Below are 24,047 nucleotides of genomic sequence, written 5' to 3' on the forward strand. Positions count from 1 at the left end.
TCCTTTCTTTTTTCTTAGACTACGCTTCTGCTAAAAAGCGTCGTGACACAGATTCATCTTCTTGAAGCTTTGCAATCAAAGCATCCATACCAGTGAATTTTTCTTCACCACGAATGTAATGATGCCAGCGAACGTTCACACGCTCGCCATATATTTCTTGGGCAAAATCAAACAGGTTAATTTCAACTGTCTTTGGTCGGTTTTCACCAAAGGTCACATTGTAACCAATCGACGCCATCCCGCCGTACCATTTACCAGCGATTTCCAATTCGACTACGTACACCCCAACCCCTGGCAACCGCTCACCTGGCGTAGTCTCGATGTTGGCTGTTGGGTAACCCATTTCACGTCCACGAGCCTCACCGTGAACAACCACACCACTGGTTTGGTAGGGTTGCGTTAACAATTCATTCAACGCATCCACCTGACCGGCATCAACCAGTTGACGTGCGCGTGTTGAAGCACTTTCTTCTCCGTCAACATCAACACGTGAAACTTCGATGACATCAAAGCGTCCGTCTGCGTAGCCGGGCAAGTGGGACATATCGGCTTGCGCGTCGGTAGCGCCGTATGTATGATCAAATCCAGCTACAACGGCTGTTGCACGTAAACCAATCATATACTGTTCAACAAAGTCAGCTGGTGCAAGTTTCGCCAAAGCAGATGTAAAGTTAACGACGTAAGCCACGTCAACCCCCATCTCTGCAAGCAACGCTAGCTTACGTGGCAACGTCGTGAGATACGTCAAAGGGTGTTGGTGTGCAGCAAATACAACTGACGCATGTTGATCATACGTAAGCACTGCCAATTTCACACCTCGTGCCGTCGCTTCAGCTTTCGCACGATTAATTACAGCACGATGTCCTGCGTGAACTCCGTCAAAAAAGCCCATGGCTAACACAACTGGCTCGTCGGCAATTGTGGCAGCGTCAAAAGGATGATGTAATGTGATGACTTCCATTGTCAGCGCCTCTCGTTTCAAAAATTCAATGTTTTCATAATAACATAAAACCCCGCACAAGGCGGGGTTTAGTCAGAATATTCGCGATATACCAGCTTTCAAAAAAGAATGAACATTCATTTATTAAAAAGCGTTGGCACCCATCACTCTCAGGTTTACCTCTCAGTCATACTATGACGCTTACCCTGTTGAATGGCCTGACTCTCTGGCATTTGCACCAAATTAGCCTTATTTGTGTTAGCCGGCATGCTATCAGTGCCGTACCAATACACAGCACTTGATCCCCCGCCCGTTACGTACACGGTTGGGTCATTCGTTGTCGCTGGTGCTTGTGATTGTGATTGTGCAGCAGGTGCCATGCTTGGTTCAGATGATGCGACAGGTGCACTGCTACTTGTGGCCGGGGCTGATTCCGCTGGAGCTGCTGGTGTAGCACTCACTGTATTTGTAGCTGTACCATCAGCGTAGTTAATCGTGGCATTGGGGCTTGTATTGTCAAGATACACGACCGTTGCATCATCAGCGCCAGACTCTTCGCGTCCGCCACCAACTTTAATCTGGATTCGCTTTCCGGCGTCGTCATAACCAACATAGGCTAATCGAACTTTGCGCGGAATTAATTCATCTTGTGCATAAAGCGGTGTCACTTGATAATCCAACCGGAAATTTGGATGTGTCGCTAACCAACTATCCAAATGATTCTCATAGTAAAGCATGCTAGCGGTATTGCCTTCATCCATACCACTATAATTTCCCGAGTTCATCCAAGCTGTCTCAGGGACCAAGTTTCGCGCTTCATCATTTAATCCTGAGAACTGATAGCCCACTAAGTGTCCACGCGCCATTAGCCAAGCTTGTTTCGATCCTGTTTGTTCACCAGACTCTGAGTACCAAAACTTAAAATTGTGCCAACCAACTGGATCATATGTTAGTCGTTCGGAACGTTTAGCAGTTGGCTCTTCTGCGTTTGATAATTGAATATGACTATCACGCGCCCGACCCAAATGATCGAGGCTCGCCATGACCATTTGTCGCTGACTAGCATAAGGCAGTGGCTTTTGCACCGTCCCATTTAACCCTTGAACTTGCGTCTCTGGATTTCCTGTCGCAGTGGCAGAGCTCGAGGCTGCAACCGCTTTAGATGATGCACTCGATGAAGTTACAGAAGTGGCCGCTTTCTTTTCACTCGAAGCCTGACTCGTTGCATGTGATGATGCCTTTTTTTCAACATGTGAACTAACCTGTGATGATTGGTTCTTTGCATCATCGCGTGACCCACCAGATGCGCCAACACCGACAAACAACAATAAGACCAGGCCAACCAAGCCGGTCGCTTTTAATTTATTACTCATAACATTACCTACTAAGAATTTTTTCTTAGTTTAGTATACAGAAAAACACCAGTTTTAGCTGGTGCTTTTACAAGTTCTTAATGATACAAATCGAAGCGTCCCTTAGCCATGACTTGCTTAATCCCGCCAGTTTCTAATAACGATTTATTCATAATGACCTTTTTGAGCATCGATGCCGGATAGCCACGGACTTCATGTTCATCGCCGACCACCCCAATCGCACTCGTATTACCAATTGAGCAAACTGTACCGAGTGATTTATATGCAAATGGTGTTAAGTCATACCCTGTTACCGCAGCTAAGACGTTTTTGCCCGCAATTTCACCCATAACTAACGCTAATTGTGCAGTGGTTGGCAAAATTTGGCCGGTTTTCGAATCCGTGACCGCTGCAACATCTCCTACAATATAAATTCGGTCATCCGCTGGATCTTGCAGATAAGGTGTAACACCCATACGGTTTCGCTTTGCTTGGTAACCCGATGCAGCCATAACACTCGACCCCCGAACACCAGTGGTCCAAATAATCGTGCCAGCAACCACTTCACCATTTTCACCTGTCTCGCGGTCGGCATAGTGCATCACATCAGGCTCAATGGCATTAATACCTTTCCCTGATTCAATAACCGCCCCACGCCCTCGTAAAACTGCCAAACCATAGTCAACTAGGTGCTGAGAAAAAACACTTAATGGTCGCTTAGCGCCATCAACTGACATAATTTGAATTTGATTAGGTGCCACGCCTGCCATTTCAGCGTAGCGCTCACGGTTTTCAGAAAGCGCCCCCAACAATTCAACACCTGTAAACCCAGCTCCTGCCACCACAATATGTAAATGGCGTGGATCATTATCTTGACGATACGCAAACATCTCATCCGTGATGTGTTGCTGAATTCGTTCTGCTGAATCAACAGAATCCATCGGCAATGCATATTCTTGCACACCCGGGATACCAAAATCTTCAGATTCAAATCCCAAACCAATAATTAGATAGTCAAACCCGATTGATTCATGATTAGCTAGTTCAACCCGATGCTGGGCACGATCCACCTTCGTTACTCGATCTTCAATAAATTCCGTCATCTCTGGATTTACGACATCTGCAATCGGATACGTAATGCGATCAGCCGTCAACGCACCTGATGCCACTTCATGCAAATCAGTGGCTTCGTAGTGATAAGGATTTTGATCGACCAGCGTGATGGTCATAAATGACGCATCTGCCCGTTTTTGTAAGACCTTCAGCGCCATTAGGCCCGCATAGCCAGCACCTAAAATTACCACGTTTGTTTTCTCTGCCATATCTATTGTCTCCTTTTACGCGATTTCTCAGCATATTCCCAACCATGCCGGACTGCTTTAGTCTGTATTTTAGGCGGTGAATTTGAAGATTTTTAGGTACGACACTTACACAGGTACCAAATCTAATGAAAAAGGGGTCGCATCACCACTCAAAACTGGTAATGTGACCCCTTAAACAAGACCTATTCAATTGAAAATGTTCGATAAGGGCGGTACTGATTACGATCTGCCCGCCATTCAAAGACTGATTTCACTTCACCTTGGTAAGTAACAACAATCTTATCTGCCACGGGAATTAAGGCTGTTTTAGGCAAGCCAATCCCGTTCTTAACTTTTGCCCATTGCTCGTCAGTTAATGCAACATGTGGATATTGCGCCACAGCGCTATCTAACGGTTGTAACCAAACATCCACATTCCCGTTTGTTGTCATCATTTCAGCAATATCCGTCAACGAATGAGCTTGGCTTAAGTCATAACCACCAGCCTTTTGGCGTGTAAGCTGACTCATGACTGCCGGTACACCAAGCTGTTTACCCAAGTCAACAGCTAGCGTGCGAATGTAAGTCCCCTTAGAAACCTCTGCAATAAACGTAAACTTTTGCGTTTTCGTCGTTTCGTCAAATATCGGTTCAGACGTACGTTCAAATCGATAAATAGTCGCTTGGCGCTCAGGGCGCTCGACAGTCTCGCCGGCACGCGCGTATTCATATAAGCGTCGGCCGTTAACTTTAACTGCAGAAAACATCGGTGGAATTTGGGTGATGTCACCCGTCAAAGCCTTCATGGCATCCGCAATTTCGTCAGTCGTAAATGGCCGTGACAATGGTTGAGATTCGACTACTTCGCCATCCAAATCTTCAGTGGTTGTCGCAAATCCAAATGTCACCTCACCCGTGTAAATCTTACCGGACTCTTGTAAAAATTCAATTGCCTTAGTCGCTTTACCCAGTGCCACTGGCAGAACCCCGTCAACTGATGGATCTAACGTCCCAGCGTGACCAATCTTTTTCATGTGTAAAATTTTACGTAACTTGAACACAACGTCGTGTGACGTCATGCCTGCTTCTTTGTATACCGGTAAAATACCATCCATGATGTAATCCTCTTATCACTTTTTAGCTATGTATGAAAATAGCGACCCAAAGCAGGTCGCCATTCTCTAAATTATTAGTCGTTTTGGTGTAGCTGACGAATCAAATCGTCAATCTTGTTACCATATTGGACAGATTCATCCTTAACGAACTTCAATTCTGGCGTCTTGTAAATTGCCAAACGTGATCCCAATTCCTTGCGAATCAAACCAGTGGCAGCTTCCAAACCAGCAGCGGCCTTTTGGTTAACAGATGCCAATTCTGACAAGACACTATAGTAAATCTTAGCTTGTTGCAAATCGCCAGTGACTTCAACACCAGTAACCGTTACACCTTCAACCCGAGGATCGCGGATGCGTTTTAGCAACAAATCGTTGACTTCACGTTGGATTTCTTGTTCAAGACGTCCAACACGGAAATTTTGTTGTGCCATTTTAGCTCTCCATTTCCTTTGTTAATTAGCGAGGAATCTCAACCATTTCGTAGGCTTCGATTACATCACCAATCTTTTCATCATTGTAGTTTTCGATCGTCAAACCGAAGTCGTAACCATTCTTAACTTCCTTAACGTCATCCTTAAAGCGACGCAAAGAAGCAAGCTTACCGTCAAAGATAACGATGCCATCACGGATCAAGCGAACTGAAGAGTTACGCGTAATCTTACCTGATGTCACCATACCACCGACAATCGTTCCAATCTTAGAAACCTTGAACAACTCACGAACGTCAGCTGTACCAACAATTTCTTCCTTGAACTCAGGATCCAACTGACCCTTCATAGCAGCTTCAATTTCATCGATTGCGTTATAGATAACGTTGTGCAAACGAATATCAACCTTGTCTGAGTCCGCTTGTTGACGAGCTTGTGGCGTAGGACGTACGTTAAATCCAACGATAATCGCACCAGAAGCTTCAGCCAACGTAACATCAGATTCGTTAATTGCACCAACGGCCGTGTGCAAGATATCAACCTTAACACCGTCAACGTCAATCTTACGGAATGAACCAGCCAATGCTTCAACAGAACCTTGTACGTCAGCCTTGATGATAACTGGAACAGACTTCATTTGCTTTTCAGCCATCTTGTTAAACAAGTCTGAAACAGAAACGACGTTGTTACGGTTACGATCAGCAATCAAAGCACGCTTAGCACGCTCTTCACCAGCTGCACGGGCAGTCTTTTCATCTTCAAAGACGACGAAACGGTCACCAGCAGATGGCACATCATTCAACCCAGTAATCTCAACCGGTGTTGAAGGAACAGCTTCCTTAACACGACGACCACGGTCGTTCGTCATTGTACGAACACGTCCGTATGTGTTACCCACAACAATTGGGTCTCCAACGTGCATCGTTCCTTGCTGAACCAAGACCGTTGCAATTGTTCCACGACCCTTGTCCAAACGAGCTTCGATAACAGAACCAGCTGCACGTTGATCAGGGTTTGCCTTCAACTCCAACACGTCAGCCGTCAACAAAATCATCTCCAACAATTCTTCGATGTTTTGACCAAACTTGGCTGAAATGTTGACGAAGATCGTGTCTCCACCATACTCTTCTGGGATCAATTCGTATTGCATCAATTGGTTGATAACGTTTTCTGGGTTTGCACCAGGCTTATCAATCTTGTTAACTGCAACGATAATTGGTGTACCAGCTGCCTTGGCGTGGTTAATCGCTTCAATAGTTTGTGGCATAACACCGTCATCGGCAGCCACAACCAAGATCGTGATATCCGTGATATCAGCTCCACGAGCACGCATCGCCGTAAAGGCCGCGTGTCCAGGCGTGTCCAAGAACGTAATCACACGACCTTCATCAGTCTTAACTTGGTAAGCACCGATGTGTTGCGTGATTCCACCAGCTTCACCTTCCGTAACGTGTGAGTTACGCAAGTAGTCAAGCAAAGTCGTCTTACCGTGGTCAACGTGTCCCATGATCGTAACGACTGGGGCGCGAGGAGCCAAGTTTTCTGTGTTTTCTTGCTCTGCTTCAAAGAACTTGTCGATGTCGGCAATGTCGACTTCAACCTTTTGCTCAGCTTCAATACCGTAATCGGCAGCCAAGATTTCGATTGTGTCAGCATCCAATGATTGGTTTTGGTTAACCATCACACCCAACATGAACAACTTCTTGATGATTTCCGTGGCATCACGGTGAATCAACTTCGCAATATCTTGCACGTTCATACCAACTGAGTAAACCAAAGTTTCTGGTAATGGTTGGTCCTTACGTACTGTTGGTGCTGGTCGGTTTTCGTTGTTACGGTTACGACCAGGTCCCTTCTTACCCTTCTTGTTGTTACGGTTATTACCGTTCCAATTGTTGTTTGGGCGACCGTTGTTTCCACCGCGGTTGTTGTTGCGGTTGTTATTGTTGTTACGGTTACCACCTTGGTTACCGTTACCATTGTTTGAACGGTTTTGGTTACCTTGGTTGTTGTTACGGTTTTGGTTATTACCACCGTTGTTTTGGGCTGCCTTAGGAGCGTTGTTTTGGGCAGGCTTCTTAGGTGCCTCGGCCTTCTTTTCGGCCTTTGGTGCTGTCTTAGCAGCTGGTTTTACGGCATTCGTCAACGTCTTCACCGCCTTATCGTCAATTGTTGACATGTGGTTCTTAACGTCCAAACCAGCCTTTTCAGCTGCTGACACTAAGTCCTTTGATGAAACATCTAATTCCTTCGCCAATTCGTAAATGCGCTTGGTCATGTGTCATCCTCCCTAGATTTCTAAGTATTCCCGCATCTTTTTCGCAAATCCTCGGTCAGCTACTGCAATGACAGTACGCGCTAATCCGGTTGCGTCAGCTAATTCTTGTCGTGTCAAAGCGGTTGTAAATGGCACGTTATAGCTGGTTGTCTTATCTGTAAATTTTTTCATACTACTTGCACCGCCATCGTTAGCAAAGAAAACTAAACTTGCTTTACTGTTTCGAATTGAGCCAAGTACCATATCCTCACCGGTCACTAGTTTGCCAGCACGGCGCGCTAATCCCAATAGGTTTAAAAGTTTTTGCTTATTTTGCATCGCCAAACAATTCCTTCCGTGCAGCTTGGTGATCGACGTAGGCAATCAACTCATCATAGAAGTTATCGTCAAGCTTCGTTTCGAAAACACGATCAAACGTGCGCTTCTTCTTCGCCATCTCGGCAACTTCAACTGACAATGAGATATATGCCCCTCGACCGTTTGCACGGTTGGTTGGATCAAGTTCAACGTTACCTTCGGGGGTACGTACGATGCGCACGAGTTCCTTCTTCGGTACCATTTCACCGGTTACGATGTCTTTTCGCATTGGAATCTTACGTGGCTTCATGAGCACACCTCCTTAGGCTTCTTCTGATGCCTCGAAGTCGTCGGCCGCATCAGCTTCAATAACTGGTGCGTTAGTGGCTTCGTTTTCCTTGTTTGCCATGTCAGCAACAACAGCGTCACGTTCACTTTCAGGCTTGATATCAATCTTGAAGCCTGTCAAACGGGCAGCCAAACGGGCGTTTTGTCCACGCTTACCAATAGCCAAAGACAATTGGTAATCAGGAACTAACACCGTTACAGCGCGGTCGTTTGTTGGATCAAAAATAACATCCACGACTTCAGCAGGGTTCAAAGCATTCTTGATAAATTGGGCTGGATCTTCTGTCCATTCCACAATATCCATGTTTTCGCCTGACAATTCAGTCACAACGGCTTGCACACGGGCACCGCGTTGACCAACCATTGTTCCAACGGCATCCAAGTTACTGTTATGTGAATAAACCGCAATCTTTGAACGATCACCAGCTTCACGAGCGATTGACTTAATTTCCACCGTACCATCAAAGACTTCAGGTACTTCGGCCTCGAACAAACGCTTAACCAACTCAGGGTGCGTACGTGAAACGAACACTTGAGGTCCCTTTTGTTCGTTTTGAACTTGTGACACCAATACCTTAATTTTGTCACCCATCCGGTATGACTCATTTGGCATTTGATCACCTTGCTTCATGGCAGCTTCTTGGTTACCAGGCAAGATAATGTACAAGAAACGTGAATCTTGACGTTCAACTTCTCCCGTAATGACCTCGTTCTCATAGCCGATAAACTTGTCATAAACAACGCCACGCTCAGCTTCACGTACCTTTTGCATAATGATTTGCTTAGCTGTTTGGGCAGCCAAACGGCCAAAGTCAGCTGGTGTTACTTCAAAACGGATTTCATCCCCAATTTCGTAAGCCTTGTTCAATTCCAAAGCTTCTTCCAAAGTGATTTGCTCATAAGGTTCGTCGATTTCTTCAACAACCGTCTTAACTGAGTAAACCTTGATGTTACCCTTCTTTTGATCGAATTGAACCTCAACGTTTTCTGATTCGTCGTAGTTCTTTTCGTAAGCCTTCTTCAACGCTTCTTCGATCGCTTCTACCAAGACTTCTGCCTTGATACCCTTTTCTTGCTCCAAAGCGTCAAGGGCGTTTACTAATTCCTTACTCATTTGGATTCTCCATATAAAATTAGAAGTTATTTGCTTGACGAGCTTGTGCAATTGCGTCACGTGGGACGTCAACCGCAGTGTCATCTTCCAAAGTGATTGTCAACGCTTCATCTGAAACCGCCGTCAACTCACCCGCAAAGTCTTTCTTACCATCGATTTTTTGATAGGTTGACACACGAACCATCTTGTTCATTGCCCACTCGAAATCTTCCGGTGTCGTCAAGATGCGTTCCTGGCTAATCGTCAAGTTTGCTTGCTTAATCGCTGTACGTGGTACATCAAGGCGCTTACGCTTACCCTTGACTGTAATCGCCAATGTCAACATATCGTCAGTGACGGCAAGCAATTCACCGTCAAATTCATTTTCTCCGTCCACCTCTTGGTTTAAGGCAACGTGAATATATTTTTCGAGCGCCCACTCATAATCTTGTGGCCGCTTTAATTCACGTTCTGCCCCAGGAGATGAGACATCCATCAAGTATGCCTCAGGGAATGGATCTGGTTCGATTTGGTCCATACGCTCACCAATCGTTTCGGTTAGCATAACCAAATCGTCCATGTTAATTGCACCGTCAAGACGATCAACTAACACACGGAGCACCATATCTGATCCTTGTTTCTCGTAAATCACATCCCAGAGATCAAACCCTTGGTCTGCCAACTCAGGCGCTAGGACAGCTTGCACTGTTTCTACAACGTTTGCCATATTATTCCCTCCCTTCGTTCCGTAAAATCATCTATGTCAGAGGTAAAACCCTAAAAAAATGAGCGGCCAAGGAATTTCGTTCCTGGCCACTCAATTAAGAGCTTATTCATTAACAGTTATTATAGTAACACCATTCTGGTGGAATAGCAACTTATATCACACTGTATATGTGTTGGTACCCTATTTCAAATCTTTCTAACAATTCGTCTGTATAATGATGGTATCTATCCGAGGAACACATAACAGGAGGCTACCCATGCAAACAGAACAACTTATTTTAACGGCCATCAACACCGTTCGCCAGGCGTTTGGTCACGGTCGCTTTATCGACCCCACCGATTTGTCTAAAATGGCGGCCATCACAGCCATTCAAAAGTACCTTGCAGCCGCACCAAGCATTAACGACGACACAGTTGCTATTGATGTCTATCAAGGTGCCGAACAGCCAGTGGTTGTCTTTTCATATAATCATGACGGTCAAATCATTGCTGGTGAGACTTGGACCTGGATTATGTTAGACGAAGCTTTGGTGGCAAACGGTACCGCGTTTCGTCTGATGAGTACCGATACTGTCGAGCGCCTAAACATGCCACTCGGCCAATCAATAGCTCACTATACAAAATAACGTAAAACGTCTGGTAAGTTCACAGGGCTTACCAGACGTTTTTTACTATTATAAGCGACGTTGCAAGTAAACACGTGTTCGTCCCGTTACAGGTACGTCCACTAGTTCACCAAATACCGTAAACCCGTTCGCCTCATAGAAGGCTTGAATCCCTTCGTTGTCAGCATATGCCGTTGCAACCTTTGCACCGCGTTGGCCACTACGCATAAAGACTTCACGTAATAGTGCCGCATCAACCCCAGCTGCCTGCAGGCCTTCTGATAAAACAAGTCGCTTAATGTGCACCTCGGCACCCATAAATTCAGCAATTATCCCACCAACCGGCATTTTTTGTTCGTTTAACACGGCAATCGCAATGTCAGCGTCTGGCGTCGTTATTTCGCGACCCAGAATTCGATTTAGGTGAGTGTGCAGTTCAGTTACGGTCGTCTCTTTTAGTTCCATGGATATCCTCAAAATTTTGCATCGATAATTTTGGCATGTTGCAACTCAGCTACCGTGTGGGCACCCGTCAATTGCATCACAATCTTTAATTCTGTTGCCAAATGCTCATACACTGATTGTACACCAGCCGCCCCACCTTGGTTCAACCCCCAAAGCATCGGACGACCAAGTGCGACAACATCTGCTCCTAGCGCAAGGGCCTTCGCAACATCCTCACCACGCCGAATACCAGAATCAAAAATAACCGGTACACGGCGGTTAACAGCCTTTGCAATCGCCGCCAATGTATCAATAGATGCTGGTGCACCATTTAGCTCACGGCCACCGTGATTAGACACCCAAATACCGTCTGCGCCGGCCGCGATTGCAGCTAATGCATCGTCAGGATCTTGAATGCCCTTGACAATTACCGGCAAGCCGTGGGCCATGTCCTTAACCTTATTAATATCGCGCAGCGACAAATCTTGCTTTGCCCGTGCATAAATATCAGCAATCCCTAACCCTTCACCAGAACCGGCGGCATTCGAAAACGCTGCCAAATTCTCCATTGGCAATGGGAACGTAAAGTTATTAATAATATCAGCCTCACGATACCCACCTAACGTGGCGTCAGCGGTCAAAATAATGGCCTTATAACCGTTGTTAACTGCTTCGTCTAGCAAATACTGATTAAAATCATCATCACGGGACATATACAATTGGAAAAACTTGGGTGTATCTGGCGCCGCGCTTGCGACATCCGCAATACGTGAATTACCATACGTTGATAGACTAAAAATCGACCCTGCAGCACCAACTCCCTTGACCGTAACTTGTTCACCATCTTGGTGCATCAGCCCATGCGCTGCAATTGGTGCCGCGATCACAGGCACCGTAAGCGGAATATCGAACAATGTCGTACGCAAATCAGGCGCCGAAATATCTTGCAACATACGTGGAATTAATTGATAGTGGCGAAACGCTTGTTCGTTATCTCGCAACACTTGTTCGTCTGAAGAGCCACCGTCCACGTAGCCAAACGCTCCCGCTTCGGTGTCACGCTTTACGGCCTCACGCAACCGTGGCAAGTCAATAATGGTTAGCATTTCTTCTTTTGTACTGCCTTGATAAGTCATCAGAATTACCTTCTTTTCTTGTTAATTAAGTTGCAGAACACTTTTACAACTTTTAGTTTAGCCCGCTAACAAAATTATGGCAGAAAAAAGGTGTAACCGTTTGCAGAAAAAAGCACCTAACAGGATTGTTAGGTGCCAAAATCGCATTAGTGCGCATCAACTTGTGGTGCCACATCGTGTTCGTGATTATAAAACTTGTAGTATAAGAGACCAGCAATCACCGGAATAACAGCCGCAAGTAGGTACAATTCGCGGAAATTCATCAACTTTTCAATGTCACCCAAGACGAATGGGCCAACACCAATTCCTAAATCTAAACCAATGAAGTACGTTGACAACGACACGCCTACTCGTAAGGCATTAGGTGCCATCTTCAAAGCCACGGCCTGTCCATTCGACATAAATGTTCCATAACCCAATCCGATAAATGCACCAGCAACCAACAACGTCACCCCAGAATGTGTCAAACCTAAGATAACTAACCCAATCGCAAGTGAGATATACGATGGGTACATCACATAATCCTCACCCTTCACGTCGAAGATTCGACCAGCCATAGGACGTGTAATGGTAATGACCAAGGCGTACACCACAAAGAAGAATGAACTAATCCCCACAAGGTGAATCGTCTTTGCATAAGATGAAAGGAATGACAACACTGATGAGTAAGAGAAGCCCATCAAGAAGCCAATGCTAGCAATAAAAATCGTATTGCGTTCAATCAAATTATCAAATGTCATATGACGCAAATCAGCTTTCCGTTCGGGGGTCAAAACCAAATTACGGACTGGCAAAATCAATGTCGCAATCGTGGTCAACAAAATCAATGCAGATGACACTTCCACAATAAAACGGAAATTCGTCAAGTTAAGCAAGATCATTCCCACGAACGGTCCAATGGCCGCAGCCAGTGACGTGCTCAACCCATAGAAGTTGATTCCCAACCCCTTTTTATCCTCTGGAATGTAGTCTGTCACAATGGCATTTGTGGCAGTCGAAGCCATACCATAGGCAAAACCATTGACCAAACGAACAACAAACATCACCCCAATATTAGGAATCGCTAGATAGGCAAGTGTCGAAACCAAATATAGGATCGCACCATAGCGCAGTGACTGCTTACGACCAATGATATCAAGTTGCTGTCCAATGAATAAACGAGCAAGCAACGTGCCAATAACGTAAATTCCTGATGCTAGCCCCGCTTGAGCTAAACTAGCGTGCAAATTTGTGTGTACCACAACGGCAATAATCACCATTAATAGGTAGTACACTAAGTAAATGACGAAATTAATCGCCGTAATGCTGACAAACCCGGCATTCATAATACTGGTGACCGGTTTTGAATCATTCATAATCAACAACTCTCGCTTTCATAACGTAATGTCCTTAATCATAGCGAAGCTGGCTTCGTTTCCAAAAAACCATTTTTTCAAAATTTAAAAACTCATTTTTGTTCCGGCCTCGTGTTCTTCCTATAATGAAATCATTCAGTAACAGGAAGGATGTCAATAATGACTCAATCTAATGAACAAATCGCACACGATCTAGCGGTTGCAATCGCTAGCCAACATTATTTAAAGAGTTCTGTGCGTAGCTTTCACAACGCCATTACGGATTACGATGAAATTTACGACGAACTACTTGCCGAACTTGCCAAGACAGCGCACGTTGCGGTATAACAAAAACATAACAGCGCTTATGAAAAGGCAGTGCGTGCACTGCCTTTTTGTGTGTTAATTGGGAGACTTTCAATGGAATGGCTATTACACAAAAAAGAGTTAGATAAACTAACCCTAAAAAAATACTTACTGGAACAACCGTATACCTTAGTACCAGTTAAGCAAGTTATTAATCAACTCGGTTGGTCAAAATATTTGGTCATGCATTATGGGCAAGAATTAATTGACGACATCGAGAGACTTTCACCAAACGCGCAATCGTACATCACTTTCGACGCCAGTAATCAACACTTCATCGTCCAATCAGGTCATACAATTAGTCTCCATGACCTCACCTTAGATTATTTAAACCGATCGCCAAAATATCATATGCTGCTCGCCTTATTTTTGGAAAATTTCCAGTCTGTCGAAGATTTTGCCGCGCAACATGACTTTTCAACGCCCTATGTCCGTGACGAATTACGTGAGCTTGCTGAACATCTGGCACAACAGCATATTTTGGTGACAGATAGTTTCACCTTAAATGGCAATGAAAAGGATATTCGTTATTTTTTCTTTCGCATTTTATTTGACTACTATTATCAACAAGCTAACCCCCTCACCCCAGATGCCCAAAATTGGGCAGCCCAACTTTTCAACACACTCTCACGTGTCACTACAGCAACTATCACACCTGCGATGCGTGTCGTCATGCAGTTTCAACTCGGCTTGTGGTATACCCGAATGAAGCATGGTCACATCATTTCATTGACCGACTCGACGCCAGTGCTCCGTGATTTGGCCGATTTACCTAGCGAGAACGCCGCCTTTCCCATTACCTTGATGAACACACTTAAAACGGTGCTTGGTCTAGATATCGTGGCGGCCCATGATGAAACGCGTTTCGCCCTCAGTGCCTTATACGCCTTTGGCTTTGCCCGCAAGCATGATTTCATGCAATTAATGCCCACGCAAGCGGTTGCCCTATTTTCGGTCATCAACGACTGTATTCGTGTATGCCTGCCTCGCTTCTTAGGAAACCCTGGTTTGCTAACGCCTGAACTAATGACTGATTTAGTAGATGATTTGTACACGTCTAACTTGCGCCTAGTTTACTTCCATAGTGAGTTACGTCCAGAGCCCAATATTACAGACGCCTTCCATCAATTCCCAATTTATGCGGAATTGACGATGACAATCATTAAAGAAATTGTGAAACAAACCAAATTACCGTTCGAAACTGTTCGTAATACTTTATTTGAGGATTATTTCAATACCTTCATAACCCGCATTCCACGTGAAGATGCGCTGCCACTCGTCACAATTGCATTAGATTTTGTAGACAATGAAGCCTTAAAGCGTCGCCTGGTTCAGCGATTGCAAGGTTTTCTCAGCATCAACATCTTTATTACGGACACACAAATTACAACCGCTGACCTTGTCATTTCAAATATCCATTTGAATTACGAAGAGCAACAAACCATTGTCTTACGGCATAGTCCAACATTGGCCGAGCTCAATGAGATTCGTCGAACCGTCAAAGAAATTACAATCGCCAAGTTTGAACGATTTACCGGACAAACCATTTCCAATTTTTAAAACAGCTTTTTAAAAATTGGAAATATCGTTTTTGGCGCCCTCGTCACTTTCAGTTATGCTATATCACGTGGTTGCCAAGGCGTGATGCCATAATTCTTCTTAATATAAGTGACAACGAACAAACACGCCTTGCAGCCATAATTATTCAAAAAACGTGCCGACTAACCACCGGCACGTTTTTTAACAGCTAAATCAACGTAAATTTTTCAATCATTAATTCGGGATGCACGATAATCATTGTAGTTGTTCCTTCAACCGCGTAACCCGCATCCTCAAAAGCAATTTGCACCTGGCGTTTGTATGCAAACCACGACCGCATATCAGCTTGTATTAAATCATCAATTTGATTTAGTACCTCACGAGCATTCTCGACTGCTGCATCAGCCCGGATTGTTTCGCGAATTTGATCAACATATTCTTGTGAAAAATAGTGTGGCATCTTAAGCTCACTAACCACTTCAGATAATAAGTGATCAACTTGCACATTTTCTGCCCGCACCATCATTTTCTTAACGGCCAGTTCAATGGCTAATTCCGTTAAGTATGTATTGGTTAAGTGCAGTGCCACCTTACACAGCGGTGATGTTTCATGCTGACGTCGGCGCTGTTCTAATGCATCTCGTACAGCATTAGGCGTTGGAATTTGATAGGTCATTGGCAATATCCTCCTCATCAGTTTTCTTAATCGTACTGAATAGGTTTGAATATGTCGCGTCAAACCTATTGTTGAAATTCGATACCTTCATGACTAGACATTCTGATACCAGATTGCTATAGTTAAGCTAATGCATGGAATAAGCCATGTAATACACGACTCTAAAAGACACCGCTGATCAGCAATGATTAGCGGTGTCTTTTGTCTATCAACAAAAAGAAAAGACAACACCCAAACGGATGCTGCCTTAGCAGTTATTATTCAGTTTTTTGTACGACTTGTAATCATGAATCGTTCGTTAGTTCAAACCACGACGATTAATTTCACGATATAGTGCAGTCATTGAAGCGTTTGCCAAACGTGTGCTACGCTTTGCCACCATCACATGCTTGATGCCAGCAGTCTTTAGAACAGACTTTGCCCATGCCTTAGTACCAGTTAAAACCATTGTTGTTTCCTCCTTTGATTTTCTCTATATTCACGTACGAACACAGCTTAACATATTCAAAAACCCACATGCAAAGAGACCTAAAAGTCACTTTAAAATCCTGGATGTTCTCTTGCATCCAAACACAACGGGAACGTTTGTTGGGGTGGTTAGAATAACCGCACTTCTTCGCGGTACACGGCGACCTGCTCTTTTAATCGATCAAGATTATCAGCATCAAATTTATCTAGAACTGCTTTAGCCAATTCAATAGCGACCATCGCTTCCGCAATCACGACCGCTGCCGTTACCGCAGTGGTATCAGACCGCTCAATCGACGCACGGTGATTTTCGTGCGTATCAATATCTACACTTTGCATTGGTCGATATAGCGTTGGAATTGGCTTAACTACCCCACGTACAACAATCACATCCCCAGTTGTCATACCGCCTTCAAAGCCGCCCAGGTTGTTACTGCCCCGCGTAAACCCCTGGTCAGCATCCCAAAAAATTTCGTCCATCACTTGATCGCCAAATTTTTCAGCATTTTCAAAGCCACCCCCAAAATCAACGCCCTTGAACGCATTAATACTAATAATTGCCCGGGCAATTTTCGCATCTAGTTTTTCAGTCGCCGCAACGTACGACCCCAACCCAGCTGGCATCCCCGTCACCATTACTTGCACGGTACCGCCAACTGTATTCGCGTCACGTTTCGTCCGATCAATGACAGCTTGCATCGCTCGATCACCCGCTGCATCCAGGGCCCATGTTGGAAAACTTTCCGTTACAGCCCTTAATTCCGCTAGATTTTGGAACGTCGTTAAACGCTCTAGATTACTAAACGCCGGTCCAACATTTCGCACAAACCCGTGTACATCGACACCGATTTCTCGCAATAACGCTTTAGCAACCGCCCCTACCGCAACACGCATCACCGTCTCACGCGCAGATGATCGTTCCAACACATTTCTTAAATCAGACTGATGGCGATATTTAATACCCCCGACTAAATCAGCATGTCCAGGTCGTGGTCGCATAACCTTACGCATCGAATTTTCTGCATCCGCTGGCGTATTTGGATCCATAATCTTACGCCAATGATTGTGATCATCGTTATGTACGTTAAGGGTGATTGGTGAACCAAGCGTGACCTGATGGCGAACACCCGACAGAATGGTCACGGTATCTGTTTCAATCACCTGGCGTTGCCCCCGGCCGTACGCATGTTGACGCCGTGCTAATTCATGATTAATCATATCGGTTGTCACGTTTAAACCTGAAGGAATCCCCTCGATAATTGCCATTTCTTCTGGCCCATGGCTTTCACCTGCTGTCATGTATCGCATGCTATTATTCTCCTATTTCTGTTCGATTTCTATCCACTACGCGAATAGCGTGTGTCCCAACTAAAATGACATTAATGACACTCACGACCAGCAAACTCTGCATAACCTGTGCCAAGTGCTGTGTCGCAAATTGTCCGGTGATGATTGGCATTAATAACACCGCAATACTACCCGCAAAGAAGTACCACCCAGTCGCGCGACCGTTAAACCCTGGATTATGTGCAATCAATTGTGCAACACCAAGTTGTAACGCCCCACCAGCGGCCGACATACCAAACAAACCTGTCGCGAGGCCAACTAAGACCATTGTTTTGGTTTGAATGGTTAGCAAAAGTAATAAGCTCACCAACGCCATAAAATTCAACAGCACTAGCAACCACTTTTCGGGTATTAACTTGCGACCGGTTAGTACAAAGACAATGCCAACACCTAGTAATGACCCAACACTGTAGCAAGTCATCAACAAATGTGCATTTGACGCGCTAAAGCCACGAACCAGTTGAAAATAGCGTGTTACCCACTGTGTAAAATGAATCATCAGCCACATCGCCGTAAAACCATAGATCAAGAATGTCACTTGCACAATATCCCAGCGCCAACGTGGTGCCTGTGTCACCCCTTCAGTTACCATCGCTGTTGAATTTGGCATATTAGTCCCCAACAGCACAACCAATGCCACTGCTAAAATCCCAGCGGCCACCCAAAATACCCAACCGAACCAAAGTTGGTAATGATTTAAATTGATAATGATGATTGGCAAAATCCCTTCCCCGAGCGAAATCATGGCCTTGATCAAAACGTTGCCGTTCGAACGGCCATGATGAAGTATCAGTAGCATCGGGTAGGCTACCGCATCTAACATGGCGTTCGCAATACCGGCAAAGCTTGTTAAAATAAGGCCTTGCCAAATGTGCGTTGACACTGGCACACAGATAAAAAATAACCCGTACGCCAAAATCGCTAGCAATAACAACGTTTTCCGCGGCCAACGATCAGATAGTTCTCCCAAAAATGGATAAGCAATCAATTTACCAAGCCCAATCGCTGTTACTCCCGCTGTTACTCCCGCTAAATCAGTATGCCAAATCACGGTTAATGCGCTCATGGTCTGTGCCAGAATAATCAATGCAAAACCTTGTACAACGTACATGAGATAAACAATCGCCTGCATGCGAATCGCAAGTGCCTTGTTCATATTTGCGCCTCCTCTCGTTGAATCGCCGTTTCCGTCATCAACTTCAGATAATCCGAAACAAGCTGTGACGGTAACGTTGACGCAAAACGCGCTTGCAACCGTTCTTGCATGGCTGCCATACGACCTGGCTGTACCACTGCCAAATGATGCTTCGCTTTAATATTGGCCACTTTATCCACCAGTGCTAGCCGCGCTACCATTGCTTGCAAGATTTGGCGATCAATCGCATCAATTTTACTTCGTGTGGTGTCTAAAACATTTGCTCCTGCAATATGACGAACAATTTCATCACAAATTTCTGCCGGTGTTTTAAAATCGGTCGTGACCATTAAATCAGCCGTTTGTGCGTATTTTATTTGTCGTTCCTGCCACAGTGTAAAAAAAGAGGCTAGTGAGTGTTGTAATGCCAATGGCCGTATTTCGTCAGTCGCTAGCAAACGGTCGGCCACTGTACTAAATTCACTATCGAGCCAAATCGTGTAAACATCTGCCCTGTTTAACAAGGTGACACAACTTGGCGTTTCAATCACACCACCCCCAGTGCTGATAACAACATCTTCTTGTTCAAGTGCTCTCTCTAGGAGGTTTGCTTCAATTTCACGAAAGGTTGGTTCACCAACTTGCGTAAAAAACGACGGGATAGGTTGCCCGACATGCGCAGCAATTGCTTGATCTAAATCAATAAAGCGCTGCCCTAAATCACGGGCCAACCTTTGCCCCACCGTCGTCTTACCGACTCCCATAAAACCTATTAATAATATTTTCATGCTAATTCCCTTCGTATTTGTTGAATAGCTGTTAAAGCAGCTAATAATTGCTCGGCATCATTATCTACAAGCAAATCCCGCAATCGTTGCAGTTCTATCATGAAATGCGTTACTGCTTCAGTAGTCGCAACTCGGTTCGCCAATAATATTTGTGTCCATAGTTCAGGTTTGGCAGCTGCAATCCGTGTCGTATCACGGAAGCCCGGCCCGATAAATGATGGACGTACCTCTCCGCTCACATTTACGGCCAAAGTTGCTACTAATGCTTGCGCAATTAAATGCGTCGCATCACTTGTTAACGCAATCAAGGCATCGTGTTCGGTAGCATCAACCGTCTCGAAGCGACTATCTAAAGGCGAGAGTAGCGTCATAATACGACGACAATCAGTGTCATTACCAACTAAGAAAAATGACGCTTGATCAAACTTGACCTTTTTGCGACCAAGAAAGCCTGTTTGATCTGTACCAGCCATTGGATGTCCCCCAACAAAATGCGGTAGATGATCCGCCGCCTGCATAATCGGCTGTTTTATAGAGGCCACGTCGACGACTAGATTATTTGTCTGCAAATCACGTAACACCGCCATTGTTTCCGTCGGTGGCACAGCGACCACCAATAAGTCGATTGACAAGGCATTGATTTCCGCCGGATTAAACGCACCTTGGATAACCCCAGCCGCCAGAGCTTCACGAATTGTCACAGGATCAATGTCAAAACCTAACACTTCATAACCCTCAGTCCGACTCAGTTGTTCTGCCATCGCAGCCCCAATGGCACCAAGACCCCAAATTGCAATTCTAGTCATCAATCAGCACCGCCAAATCTTTGTAGAAGGCCGGGTACGATACGGCAATTGTCCCGATTTCTTCCTGCAGTTTAACGTTGCTGGTCAATAATTTCGCAACTGCTTGTAACATAGCGATTCGGTGATCATCATAATCTGCCAAGGGTTGATTTGGAACATGCAACTGGTCAACACCTGCAATCACAAAGCCGTCGGGCGTCTCGTTGATTTGGGCACCGAATGCCTGCAATGTCTTGGTAACGGTCGCAATCCGATCACTTTCTTTAATACGGAGTTCACTTGCATCAAATACGCGACTCTCCCCCTGGGCTACTGACAGGGCCAACGCCAAAATGGGTAATTCATCAATCATCGTCGGCACTTCCATCCCAGCAATTGTCGTACCAATAAGCATGTCAGCACTCCTAACCCGAATATCAGCAATCGGTTCACCATTTTGTAGGCGTTTATGCATCAATGTGATGTTGGCCCCCATCCGACGCAACACTTTCAGAATGCCTGAGCGTGTTTCATTCACATTTACATCTGCCAAGACAACGTCACTATGCGGTTTAAGCGTTGCGCCGACTAACCAAAAGGCTGCTGCAGACATATCACCTGGCACTTTAACCGTTGTCGCCACTAATTGTTGATCCCCCGCGACAAAAATCATCTCCGCCTGACAATCAACCGCTGCCCCAAAACTCGCCAACATGTTTTCCGTGTGATTACGTGTTTTAAAATCATCAAAGATAACGACTGAAATTCCCGCGCTAAGGCCCGCCAACATTAGACTGGTTTTAACTTGTGCAGATGGCACTGCTAGCGTTTCGTTAATCGCATCAGCTGTAATTCCTGAACGAATTGTCACTGGTAAATGACCAGCCGTCGTTTGAATCTCGGCACCGTAATCTGTTAATAACGCAACAATTCGATTCATTGGGCGACGCGTTAAACTTGCATCCCCCGTAATCGTTGCTGGTATCCCTAGTCCTGCTAACACGCCAATCATCAACCGCGTGGTCGTACCTGAGTTACCAAAATCAAATTGCAAAGGTTGTTGAAAACGATTGCTACGAATAGTCAAAGCCCCCGGACTTTTAATGATAAGTGCCTGGTCTTCGGTAACCTCAACGCTAACGCCTAACTGTTCAACTGCGTGAATCGTTTGCCAAGTGTCAGCAGACAACAACGGGTGGATAATGCGTGTCACACCAACTGCTAGTGCCCCTAAAATGATGGCCCGATGTGTGATACTTTTGTCGCTCGCAACACGTAATTGACCATTTAGGCCAGTTTGAATCGTCATAATATTTCCTCCAGATAACAAAAAAACGAATCGTGCGCCATGAAAGCACCGATTCGTTTAGAAAAATATCCAGCTGGTCATATTTTTTCTATTCCAAATCAAGCGCTTTTATGTTGTCGCCCGATTCGTAATAGAAAATGCTTCTATTTCGGGCACGTCGTGATTGACGTGCCCAGCACATTAATCACAACGTTCAGAAATAGAAGTAATAAGCATTATTAAATTGTGAGTTCTTAAATAACATAGTTTTTCACCTGTTTCTCATAATTCATTAACAAAACACACTATACGGACTTATTTTTTATTCGTCAACCCTAAATTTACTAAAACAAACGAAGGAGCTAGCAATCCAAGTGAATCACCAACTCCTTCGTTACTGTCATAGTTTACCAATGGCGCCGATTTAAGTAGGCCATGATAGGCGTCGCAATGACGCCTACCAAGATGGCCGAAACAATAATTTCGACAAGGCCATTGACCCCTGCAACCGATAAAATCAACCAGCCTAATAAATGATTATTTGGAATGCCAGTGAACGTCGTGTGCATGACAGTGAATCCAAGCCACGTAAACAACAGGACGAACGCTGTATTAATAAACGCAGCCAATCCACCTAATCCCATAAAAATAATTGGCTTTGTCCGCTCGGAACTATCCTTGAAAAAACGCCAATATAAGAACCCAATTATTACACCAACTAGAATTCTTGGTATCAAGGCTGTCAAAGGGTTTCGGAACATCAGTGCCCCGATCGATGGCACGCTAGTCCAAGCATCCCATAAGGCATAAGCGCCCCAAACGAACCCTAGGAAAGCGCCAGAGCCAGGCCCCAAAGCCACTGCGCCAATCGCTACTGTGACACCGATTATTTGAACAGCTAAGCCAACCGCAAACGCACCTAAAGGCAGCAGTCCCAACATTGGAACGATAGATTGAATAAGAATAATTGCAGTAAACATGGCGATTAAGACTAGCTGACGTGTCTTATTTTTTGGTCGCATACACAACCTCCCGTTAAAAATAGTTGCAGTCATTGTTTAAAATAATGGTGACTACCTCGTAAATTATACGCGTTTTCGCATATCATTACCTATCAAGTTTTGGAACCATGAAAAAATTACTAACAAGCCACTGTCCCTCACATTATATTTTCTAAGTTTATCTTGAAAGTATATTTCGCCTAATTTTAATCTTGGTGTCAAAGGACTGACTACGGGACAATCCAAAATTGCTGGCTAGGAATTCGCTCTTGATCAACTAATTCAAACAACAATTAGTTATGCAGACTATGCATGCAACTGCCATCATTGATATTCTTGACTCTAATGCACACATCCGCGAACGTATCATGATATACCGCTAAACAGTATAATCATCATCCAAATAACATGAAGTTTGATACGTATTCGTTTTAAATTTGCTTATCACAGTTTCTTCTGCTTTAAATAAAGAAAACATCAATCCTATCAATCGTTGATATCGCCGACGTGTCTAGAAGTACCTTTTACGTACATTTCAATGACATTTTTGAACAATACTAAAGAGCAGACGATCAACACTTAATTGTTAATCGCCTGCTCTTTAGTATTCCTTGGCATATAGCATTGTTGTTAATGGCACACTATCCGTGCCATTTAACATCGAAATCTGTTTTTCTCCAACGCGAGTAAAACCTCGTTTATCATAAAACTGAAAGGTTGATCCGTCATCCGTATATAGGTAAATGCGCTTCCCCTGCAAGTCTTTCTCAGCCTCGGACAATAGTTTGGATCCGACACCTTTGCCTACAATTGCACCATTCACCAAAAAGAAATTCAACTCACCGTCCACAGCGTGGTCTTTTTTATATTTAGCAAGCATCGTTGTATTCGCATTGCTGTATTGGTCAGACATGTCGGCGTAGCCCCATTGCATGACCCATTCCACGAACTTAACAAATATCGATGCCCACTTACTTTTATAGGCTTTTTCCTCACCAGCAATATCAAGTAGGAGCACACCAGCGAATTCGTCTCCATCATAGGCGGCATAAATTCTTGTCGCACGCAGAAGTTCTAGGTACCAAAAGTATTTTGCATAAAAGAATAGTTCAATCCGGTTTGACGTGTAATTAAAAAGGTGCATGCCAGTAATGGCAAACTGCTGAATCTTACCAAAATCTCTCCGACGTAACGACTTAAATTCCATGATCAACATTCCTCCACTCGCATTTTCTGCCAGTATACGAGATAGTCTGT

General features: G+C 44.7%; 25 protein-coding genes. 3 read left to right on the top strand and 22 right to left on the bottom strand.

Annotation, left to right across the window (positions count from 1 at the left end):
* Window positions 1-19: 19 nt before the first annotated feature.
* The 10 genes from ribF to ACJ28U_RS06810 form a co-directional block, all read right to left on the bottom strand.
* Window positions 20-961 (bottom strand): riboflavin biosynthesis protein RibF, encoded by a 942-nt coding sequence (gene ribF / locus ACJ28U_RS06765; RefSeq protein WP_407618786.1) that lies wholly within the window; start codon window positions 959-961, stop codon window positions 20-22.
* A 155-nt stretch (window positions 962-1,116) separates the two neighbouring features.
* Window positions 1,117-2,313, bottom strand: a complete 1,197-nt coding sequence (locus ACJ28U_RS06770) for a DNA/RNA non-specific endonuclease (protein WP_407618787.1) — start codon at window positions 2,311-2,313, stop codon at window positions 1,117-1,119.
* 77 nt (window positions 2,314-2,390) lie between these two features.
* On the bottom strand, window positions 2,391-3,614 hold the full coding sequence (locus ACJ28U_RS06775; protein ID WP_407618788.1) for an NAD(P)/FAD-dependent oxidoreductase: 1,224 nt from the start codon (window positions 3,612-3,614) through the stop codon (window positions 2,391-2,393).
* A gap of 182 nt (window positions 3,615-3,796) precedes the next feature.
* Window positions 3,797-4,708: a tRNA pseudouridine(55) synthase TruB gene (gene truB, locus ACJ28U_RS06780; RefSeq protein WP_407618789.1), complete on the bottom strand. Its 912-nt coding sequence runs from the start codon at window positions 4,706-4,708 to the stop codon at window positions 3,797-3,799.
* Between the two features lie 74 nt (window positions 4,709-4,782).
* Window positions 4,783-5,139 carry a 30S ribosome-binding factor RbfA gene (rbfA, locus tag ACJ28U_RS06785; RefSeq protein ID WP_010373741.1) on the bottom strand — a complete coding sequence of 119 codons (357 nt, stop codon included), beginning with the start codon at window positions 5,137-5,139 and terminating at the stop codon, window positions 4,783-4,785.
* Between the two features lie 25 nt (window positions 5,140-5,164).
* A complete protein-coding gene (gene infB / locus ACJ28U_RS06790; protein WP_407618790.1) occupies window positions 5,165-7,414 on the bottom strand; it encodes a translation initiation factor IF-2 in 2,250 nt (749 codons plus the stop codon).
* A 12-nt stretch (window positions 7,415-7,426) separates the two neighbouring features.
* Entirely contained in the window at window positions 7,427-7,732 is a 306-nt protein-coding gene (locus ACJ28U_RS06795) for a YlxQ-related RNA-binding protein (protein ID WP_010373745.1), read from the bottom strand.
* Window positions 7,722-8,021 (bottom strand): RNase P modulator RnpM, encoded by a 300-nt coding sequence (rnpM, locus tag ACJ28U_RS06800; RefSeq protein ID WP_043712110.1) that lies wholly within the window; start codon window positions 8,019-8,021, stop codon window positions 7,722-7,724. The genes ACJ28U_RS06795 and rnpM overlap by 11 nt, the downstream gene beginning before the upstream one ends.
* 12 nt (window positions 8,022-8,033) lie before the next feature.
* Window positions 8,034-9,173 carry a transcription termination factor NusA gene (nusA, locus tag ACJ28U_RS06805; protein WP_407618791.1) on the bottom strand — a complete coding sequence of 380 codons (1,140 nt, stop codon included), beginning with the start codon at window positions 9,171-9,173 and terminating at the stop codon, window positions 8,034-8,036.
* Between the two features lie 19 nt (window positions 9,174-9,192).
* Window positions 9,193-9,879 carry a ribosome maturation factor gene (locus tag ACJ28U_RS06810; protein ID WP_407618792.1) on the bottom strand — a complete coding sequence of 229 codons (687 nt, stop codon included), beginning with the start codon at window positions 9,877-9,879 and terminating at the stop codon, window positions 9,193-9,195.
* 256 nt (window positions 9,880-10,135) lie between these two features.
* On the opposite strand from ACJ28U_RS06810, the gene ACJ28U_RS06815 reads away from it, so the two are divergent.
* Window positions 10,136-10,504, top strand: a complete 369-nt coding sequence (locus tag ACJ28U_RS06815) for a hypothetical protein (protein WP_407618793.1) — start codon at window positions 10,136-10,138, stop codon at window positions 10,502-10,504.
* A gap of 48 nt (window positions 10,505-10,552) precedes the next feature.
* On the opposite strand, the gene ACJ28U_RS06820 is transcribed toward ACJ28U_RS06815, so the two are convergent.
* The 3 genes from ACJ28U_RS06820 to ACJ28U_RS06830 all read right to left on the bottom strand — a co-directional run bounded on the left by ACJ28U_RS06820 (window position 10,553) and on the right by ACJ28U_RS06830 (window position 13,418).
* Entirely contained in the window at window positions 10,553-10,948 is a 396-nt protein-coding gene (locus ACJ28U_RS06820; protein ID WP_407618794.1) for a hypothetical protein, read from the bottom strand.
* A gap of 8 nt (window positions 10,949-10,956) precedes the next feature.
* Window positions 10,957-12,063, bottom strand: coding sequence for an alpha-hydroxy-acid oxidizing protein (locus tag ACJ28U_RS06825; RefSeq protein ID WP_407618795.1), 1,107 nt, complete (start codon window positions 12,061-12,063; stop codon window positions 10,957-10,959).
* 146 nt (window positions 12,064-12,209) lie between these two features.
* Window positions 12,210-13,418 carry an MFS transporter gene (locus ACJ28U_RS06830; RefSeq protein WP_407618796.1) on the bottom strand — a complete coding sequence of 403 codons (1,209 nt, stop codon included), beginning with the start codon at window positions 13,416-13,418 and terminating at the stop codon, window positions 12,210-12,212.
* Window positions 13,419-13,577: 159 nt separating this feature from the next.
* On the opposite strand from ACJ28U_RS06830, the gene ACJ28U_RS06835 reads away from it, so the two are divergent.
* Together ACJ28U_RS06835 and ACJ28U_RS06840 are read left to right on the top strand one after the other, a co-directional pair.
* Window positions 13,578-13,745 (top strand): hypothetical protein, encoded by a 168-nt coding sequence (locus ACJ28U_RS06835; RefSeq protein ID WP_172437037.1) that lies wholly within the window; start codon window positions 13,578-13,580, stop codon window positions 13,743-13,745.
* A 72-nt stretch (window positions 13,746-13,817) separates the two neighbouring features.
* On the top strand, window positions 13,818-15,323 hold the full coding sequence (locus ACJ28U_RS06840; RefSeq protein ID WP_407618797.1) for a helix-turn-helix domain-containing protein: 1,506 nt from the start codon (window positions 13,818-13,820) through the stop codon (window positions 15,321-15,323).
* A gap of 187 nt (window positions 15,324-15,510) precedes the next feature.
* Here the strand turns inward: ACJ28U_RS06840 and ACJ28U_RS06845 are convergent, their stop codons facing one another.
* From ACJ28U_RS06845 to ACJ28U_RS06885, 9 genes are all read right to left on the bottom strand, one after another.
* Window positions 15,511-15,978, bottom strand: a complete 468-nt coding sequence (locus ACJ28U_RS06845; protein WP_242440056.1) for a hypothetical protein — start codon at window positions 15,976-15,978, stop codon at window positions 15,511-15,513.
* Window positions 15,979-16,276: 298 nt separating this feature from the next.
* Entirely contained in the window at window positions 16,277-16,426 is a 150-nt protein-coding gene (locus tag ACJ28U_RS06850; protein WP_010373766.1) for a hypothetical protein, read from the bottom strand.
* Window positions 16,427-16,575: 149 nt separating this feature from the next.
* Window positions 16,576-17,754 carry a chorismate synthase gene (aroC, locus tag ACJ28U_RS06855; protein WP_407618798.1) on the bottom strand — a complete coding sequence of 393 codons (1,179 nt, stop codon included), beginning with the start codon at window positions 17,752-17,754 and terminating at the stop codon, window positions 16,576-16,578.
* Window positions 17,755-17,758: 4 nt separating this feature from the next.
* Window positions 17,759-18,949: an MFS transporter gene (locus tag ACJ28U_RS06860; RefSeq protein WP_407618799.1), complete on the bottom strand. Its 1,191-nt coding sequence runs from the start codon at window positions 18,947-18,949 to the stop codon at window positions 17,759-17,761.
* Window positions 18,946-19,716 (bottom strand): shikimate kinase, encoded by a 771-nt coding sequence (locus ACJ28U_RS06865; RefSeq protein ID WP_407618800.1) that lies wholly within the window; start codon window positions 19,714-19,716, stop codon window positions 18,946-18,948. The genes ACJ28U_RS06860 and ACJ28U_RS06865 overlap by 4 nt, the downstream gene beginning before the upstream one ends.
* The gene (locus tag ACJ28U_RS06870; RefSeq protein WP_407618801.1) at window positions 19,713-20,522 is read right to left on the bottom strand and encodes a prephenate dehydrogenase; all 810 of its coding nucleotides are present in this window, start codon (window positions 20,520-20,522) and stop codon (window positions 19,713-19,715) included. Before ACJ28U_RS06870 ends, ACJ28U_RS06865 begins: the two co-directional genes overlap by 4 nt.
* On the bottom strand, window positions 20,515-21,810 hold the full coding sequence (aroA, locus tag ACJ28U_RS06875) for a 3-phosphoshikimate 1-carboxyvinyltransferase (protein ID WP_407618802.1): 1,296 nt from the start codon (window positions 21,808-21,810) through the stop codon (window positions 20,515-20,517). Before aroA ends, ACJ28U_RS06870 begins: the two co-directional genes overlap by 8 nt.
* 386 nt (window positions 21,811-22,196) lie before the next feature.
* Window positions 22,197-22,811, bottom strand: a complete 615-nt coding sequence (locus ACJ28U_RS06880; RefSeq protein WP_407618803.1) for an ECF transporter S component — start codon at window positions 22,809-22,811, stop codon at window positions 22,197-22,199.
* A 580-nt stretch (window positions 22,812-23,391) separates the two neighbouring features.
* A complete protein-coding gene (locus tag ACJ28U_RS06885) occupies window positions 23,392-23,997 on the bottom strand; it encodes a GNAT family N-acetyltransferase (protein ID WP_172437038.1) in 606 nt (201 codons plus the stop codon).
* Window positions 23,998-24,047 lie beyond the last annotated feature (50 nt).

It is taken from the genome of Weissella sp. MSCH1, assembly GCF_045799135.1.
Classification (GTDB): Bacteria; Bacillota; Bacilli; order Lactobacillales; family Lactobacillaceae; genus Weissella.

What these genes read in the sequence shown, in the direction of transcription:
- ribF (WP_407618786.1), bottom strand. Translation starts at nt 961, where the DNA reads ATGGAAGTCATCACATTACATCATCCTTTTGACGCTGCCACAATTGCC.
- ACJ28U_RS06770 (WP_407618787.1), bottom strand. Translation starts at nt 2,313, where the DNA reads ATGAGTAATAAATTAAAAGCGACCGGCTTGGTTGGCCTGGTCTTATTG.
- ACJ28U_RS06775 (WP_407618788.1), bottom strand. Translation starts at nt 3,614, where the DNA reads ATGGCAGAGAAAACAAACGTGGTAATTTTAGGTGCTGGCTATGCGGGC.
- truB (WP_407618789.1), bottom strand. Translation starts at nt 4,708, where the DNA reads ATGGATGGTATTTTACCGGTATACAAAGAAGCAGGCATGACGTCACAC.
- rbfA (WP_010373741.1), bottom strand. Translation starts at nt 5,139, where the DNA reads ATGGCACAACAAAATTTCCGTGTTGGACGTCTTGAACAAGAAATCCAA.
- infB (WP_407618790.1), bottom strand. Translation starts at nt 7,414, where the DNA reads ATGACCAAGCGCATTTACGAATTGGCGAAGGAATTAGATGTTTCATCA.
- ACJ28U_RS06795 (WP_010373745.1), bottom strand. Translation starts at nt 7,732, where the DNA reads ATGCAAAATAAGCAAAAACTTTTAAACCTATTGGGATTAGCGCGCCGT.
- rnpM (WP_043712110.1), bottom strand. Translation starts at nt 8,021, where the DNA reads ATGAAGCCACGTAAGATTCCAATGCGAAAAGACATCGTAACCGGTGAA.
- nusA (WP_407618791.1), bottom strand. Translation starts at nt 9,173, where the DNA reads ATGAGTAAGGAATTAGTAAACGCCCTTGACGCTTTGGAGCAAGAAAAG.
- ACJ28U_RS06810 (WP_407618792.1), bottom strand. Translation starts at nt 9,879, where the DNA reads ATGGCAAACGTTGTAGAAACAGTGCAAGCTGTCCTAGCGCCTGAGTTG.
- ACJ28U_RS06815 (WP_407618793.1), top strand. Translation starts at nt 10,136, where the DNA reads ATGCAAACAGAACAACTTATTTTAACGGCCATCAACACCGTTCGCCAG.
- ACJ28U_RS06820 (WP_407618794.1), bottom strand. Translation starts at nt 10,948, where the DNA reads ATGGAACTAAAAGAGACGACCGTAACTGAACTGCACACTCACCTAAAT.
- ACJ28U_RS06825 (WP_407618795.1), bottom strand. Translation starts at nt 12,063, where the DNA reads ATGACTTATCAAGGCAGTACAAAAGAAGAAATGCTAACCATTATTGAC.
- ACJ28U_RS06830 (WP_407618796.1), bottom strand. Translation starts at nt 13,418, where the DNA reads ATGAATGATTCAAAACCGGTCACCAGTATTATGAATGCCGGGTTTGTC.
- ACJ28U_RS06835 (WP_172437037.1), top strand. Translation starts at nt 13,578, where the DNA reads ATGACTCAATCTAATGAACAAATCGCACACGATCTAGCGGTTGCAATC.
- ACJ28U_RS06840 (WP_407618797.1), top strand. Translation starts at nt 13,818, where the DNA reads ATGGAATGGCTATTACACAAAAAAGAGTTAGATAAACTAACCCTAAAA.
- ACJ28U_RS06845 (WP_242440056.1), bottom strand. Translation starts at nt 15,978, where the DNA reads ATGACCTATCAAATTCCAACGCCTAATGCTGTACGAGATGCATTAGAA.
- ACJ28U_RS06850 (WP_010373766.1), bottom strand. Translation starts at nt 16,426, where the DNA reads ATGGTTTTAACTGGTACTAAGGCATGGGCAAAGTCTGTTCTAAAGACT.
- aroC (WP_407618798.1), bottom strand. Translation starts at nt 17,754, where the DNA reads ATGCGATACATGACAGCAGGTGAAAGCCATGGGCCAGAAGAAATGGCA.
- ACJ28U_RS06860 (WP_407618799.1), bottom strand. Translation starts at nt 18,949, where the DNA reads ATGAACAAGGCACTTGCGATTCGCATGCAGGCGATTGTTTATCTCATG.
- ACJ28U_RS06865 (WP_407618800.1), bottom strand. Translation starts at nt 19,716, where the DNA reads ATGAAAATATTATTAATAGGTTTTATGGGAGTCGGTAAGACGACGGTG.
- ACJ28U_RS06870 (WP_407618801.1), bottom strand. Translation starts at nt 20,522, where the DNA reads ATGACTAGAATTGCAATTTGGGGTCTTGGTGCCATTGGGGCTGCGATG.
- aroA (WP_407618802.1), bottom strand. Translation starts at nt 21,810, where the DNA reads ATGACGATTCAAACTGGCCTAAATGGTCAATTACGTGTTGCGAGCGAC.
- ACJ28U_RS06880 (WP_407618803.1), bottom strand. Translation starts at nt 22,811, where the DNA reads ATGCGACCAAAAAATAAGACACGTCAGCTAGTCTTAATCGCCATGTTT.
- ACJ28U_RS06885 (WP_172437038.1), bottom strand. Translation starts at nt 23,997, where the DNA reads ATGGAATTTAAGTCGTTACGTCGGAGAGATTTTGGTAAGATTCAGCAG.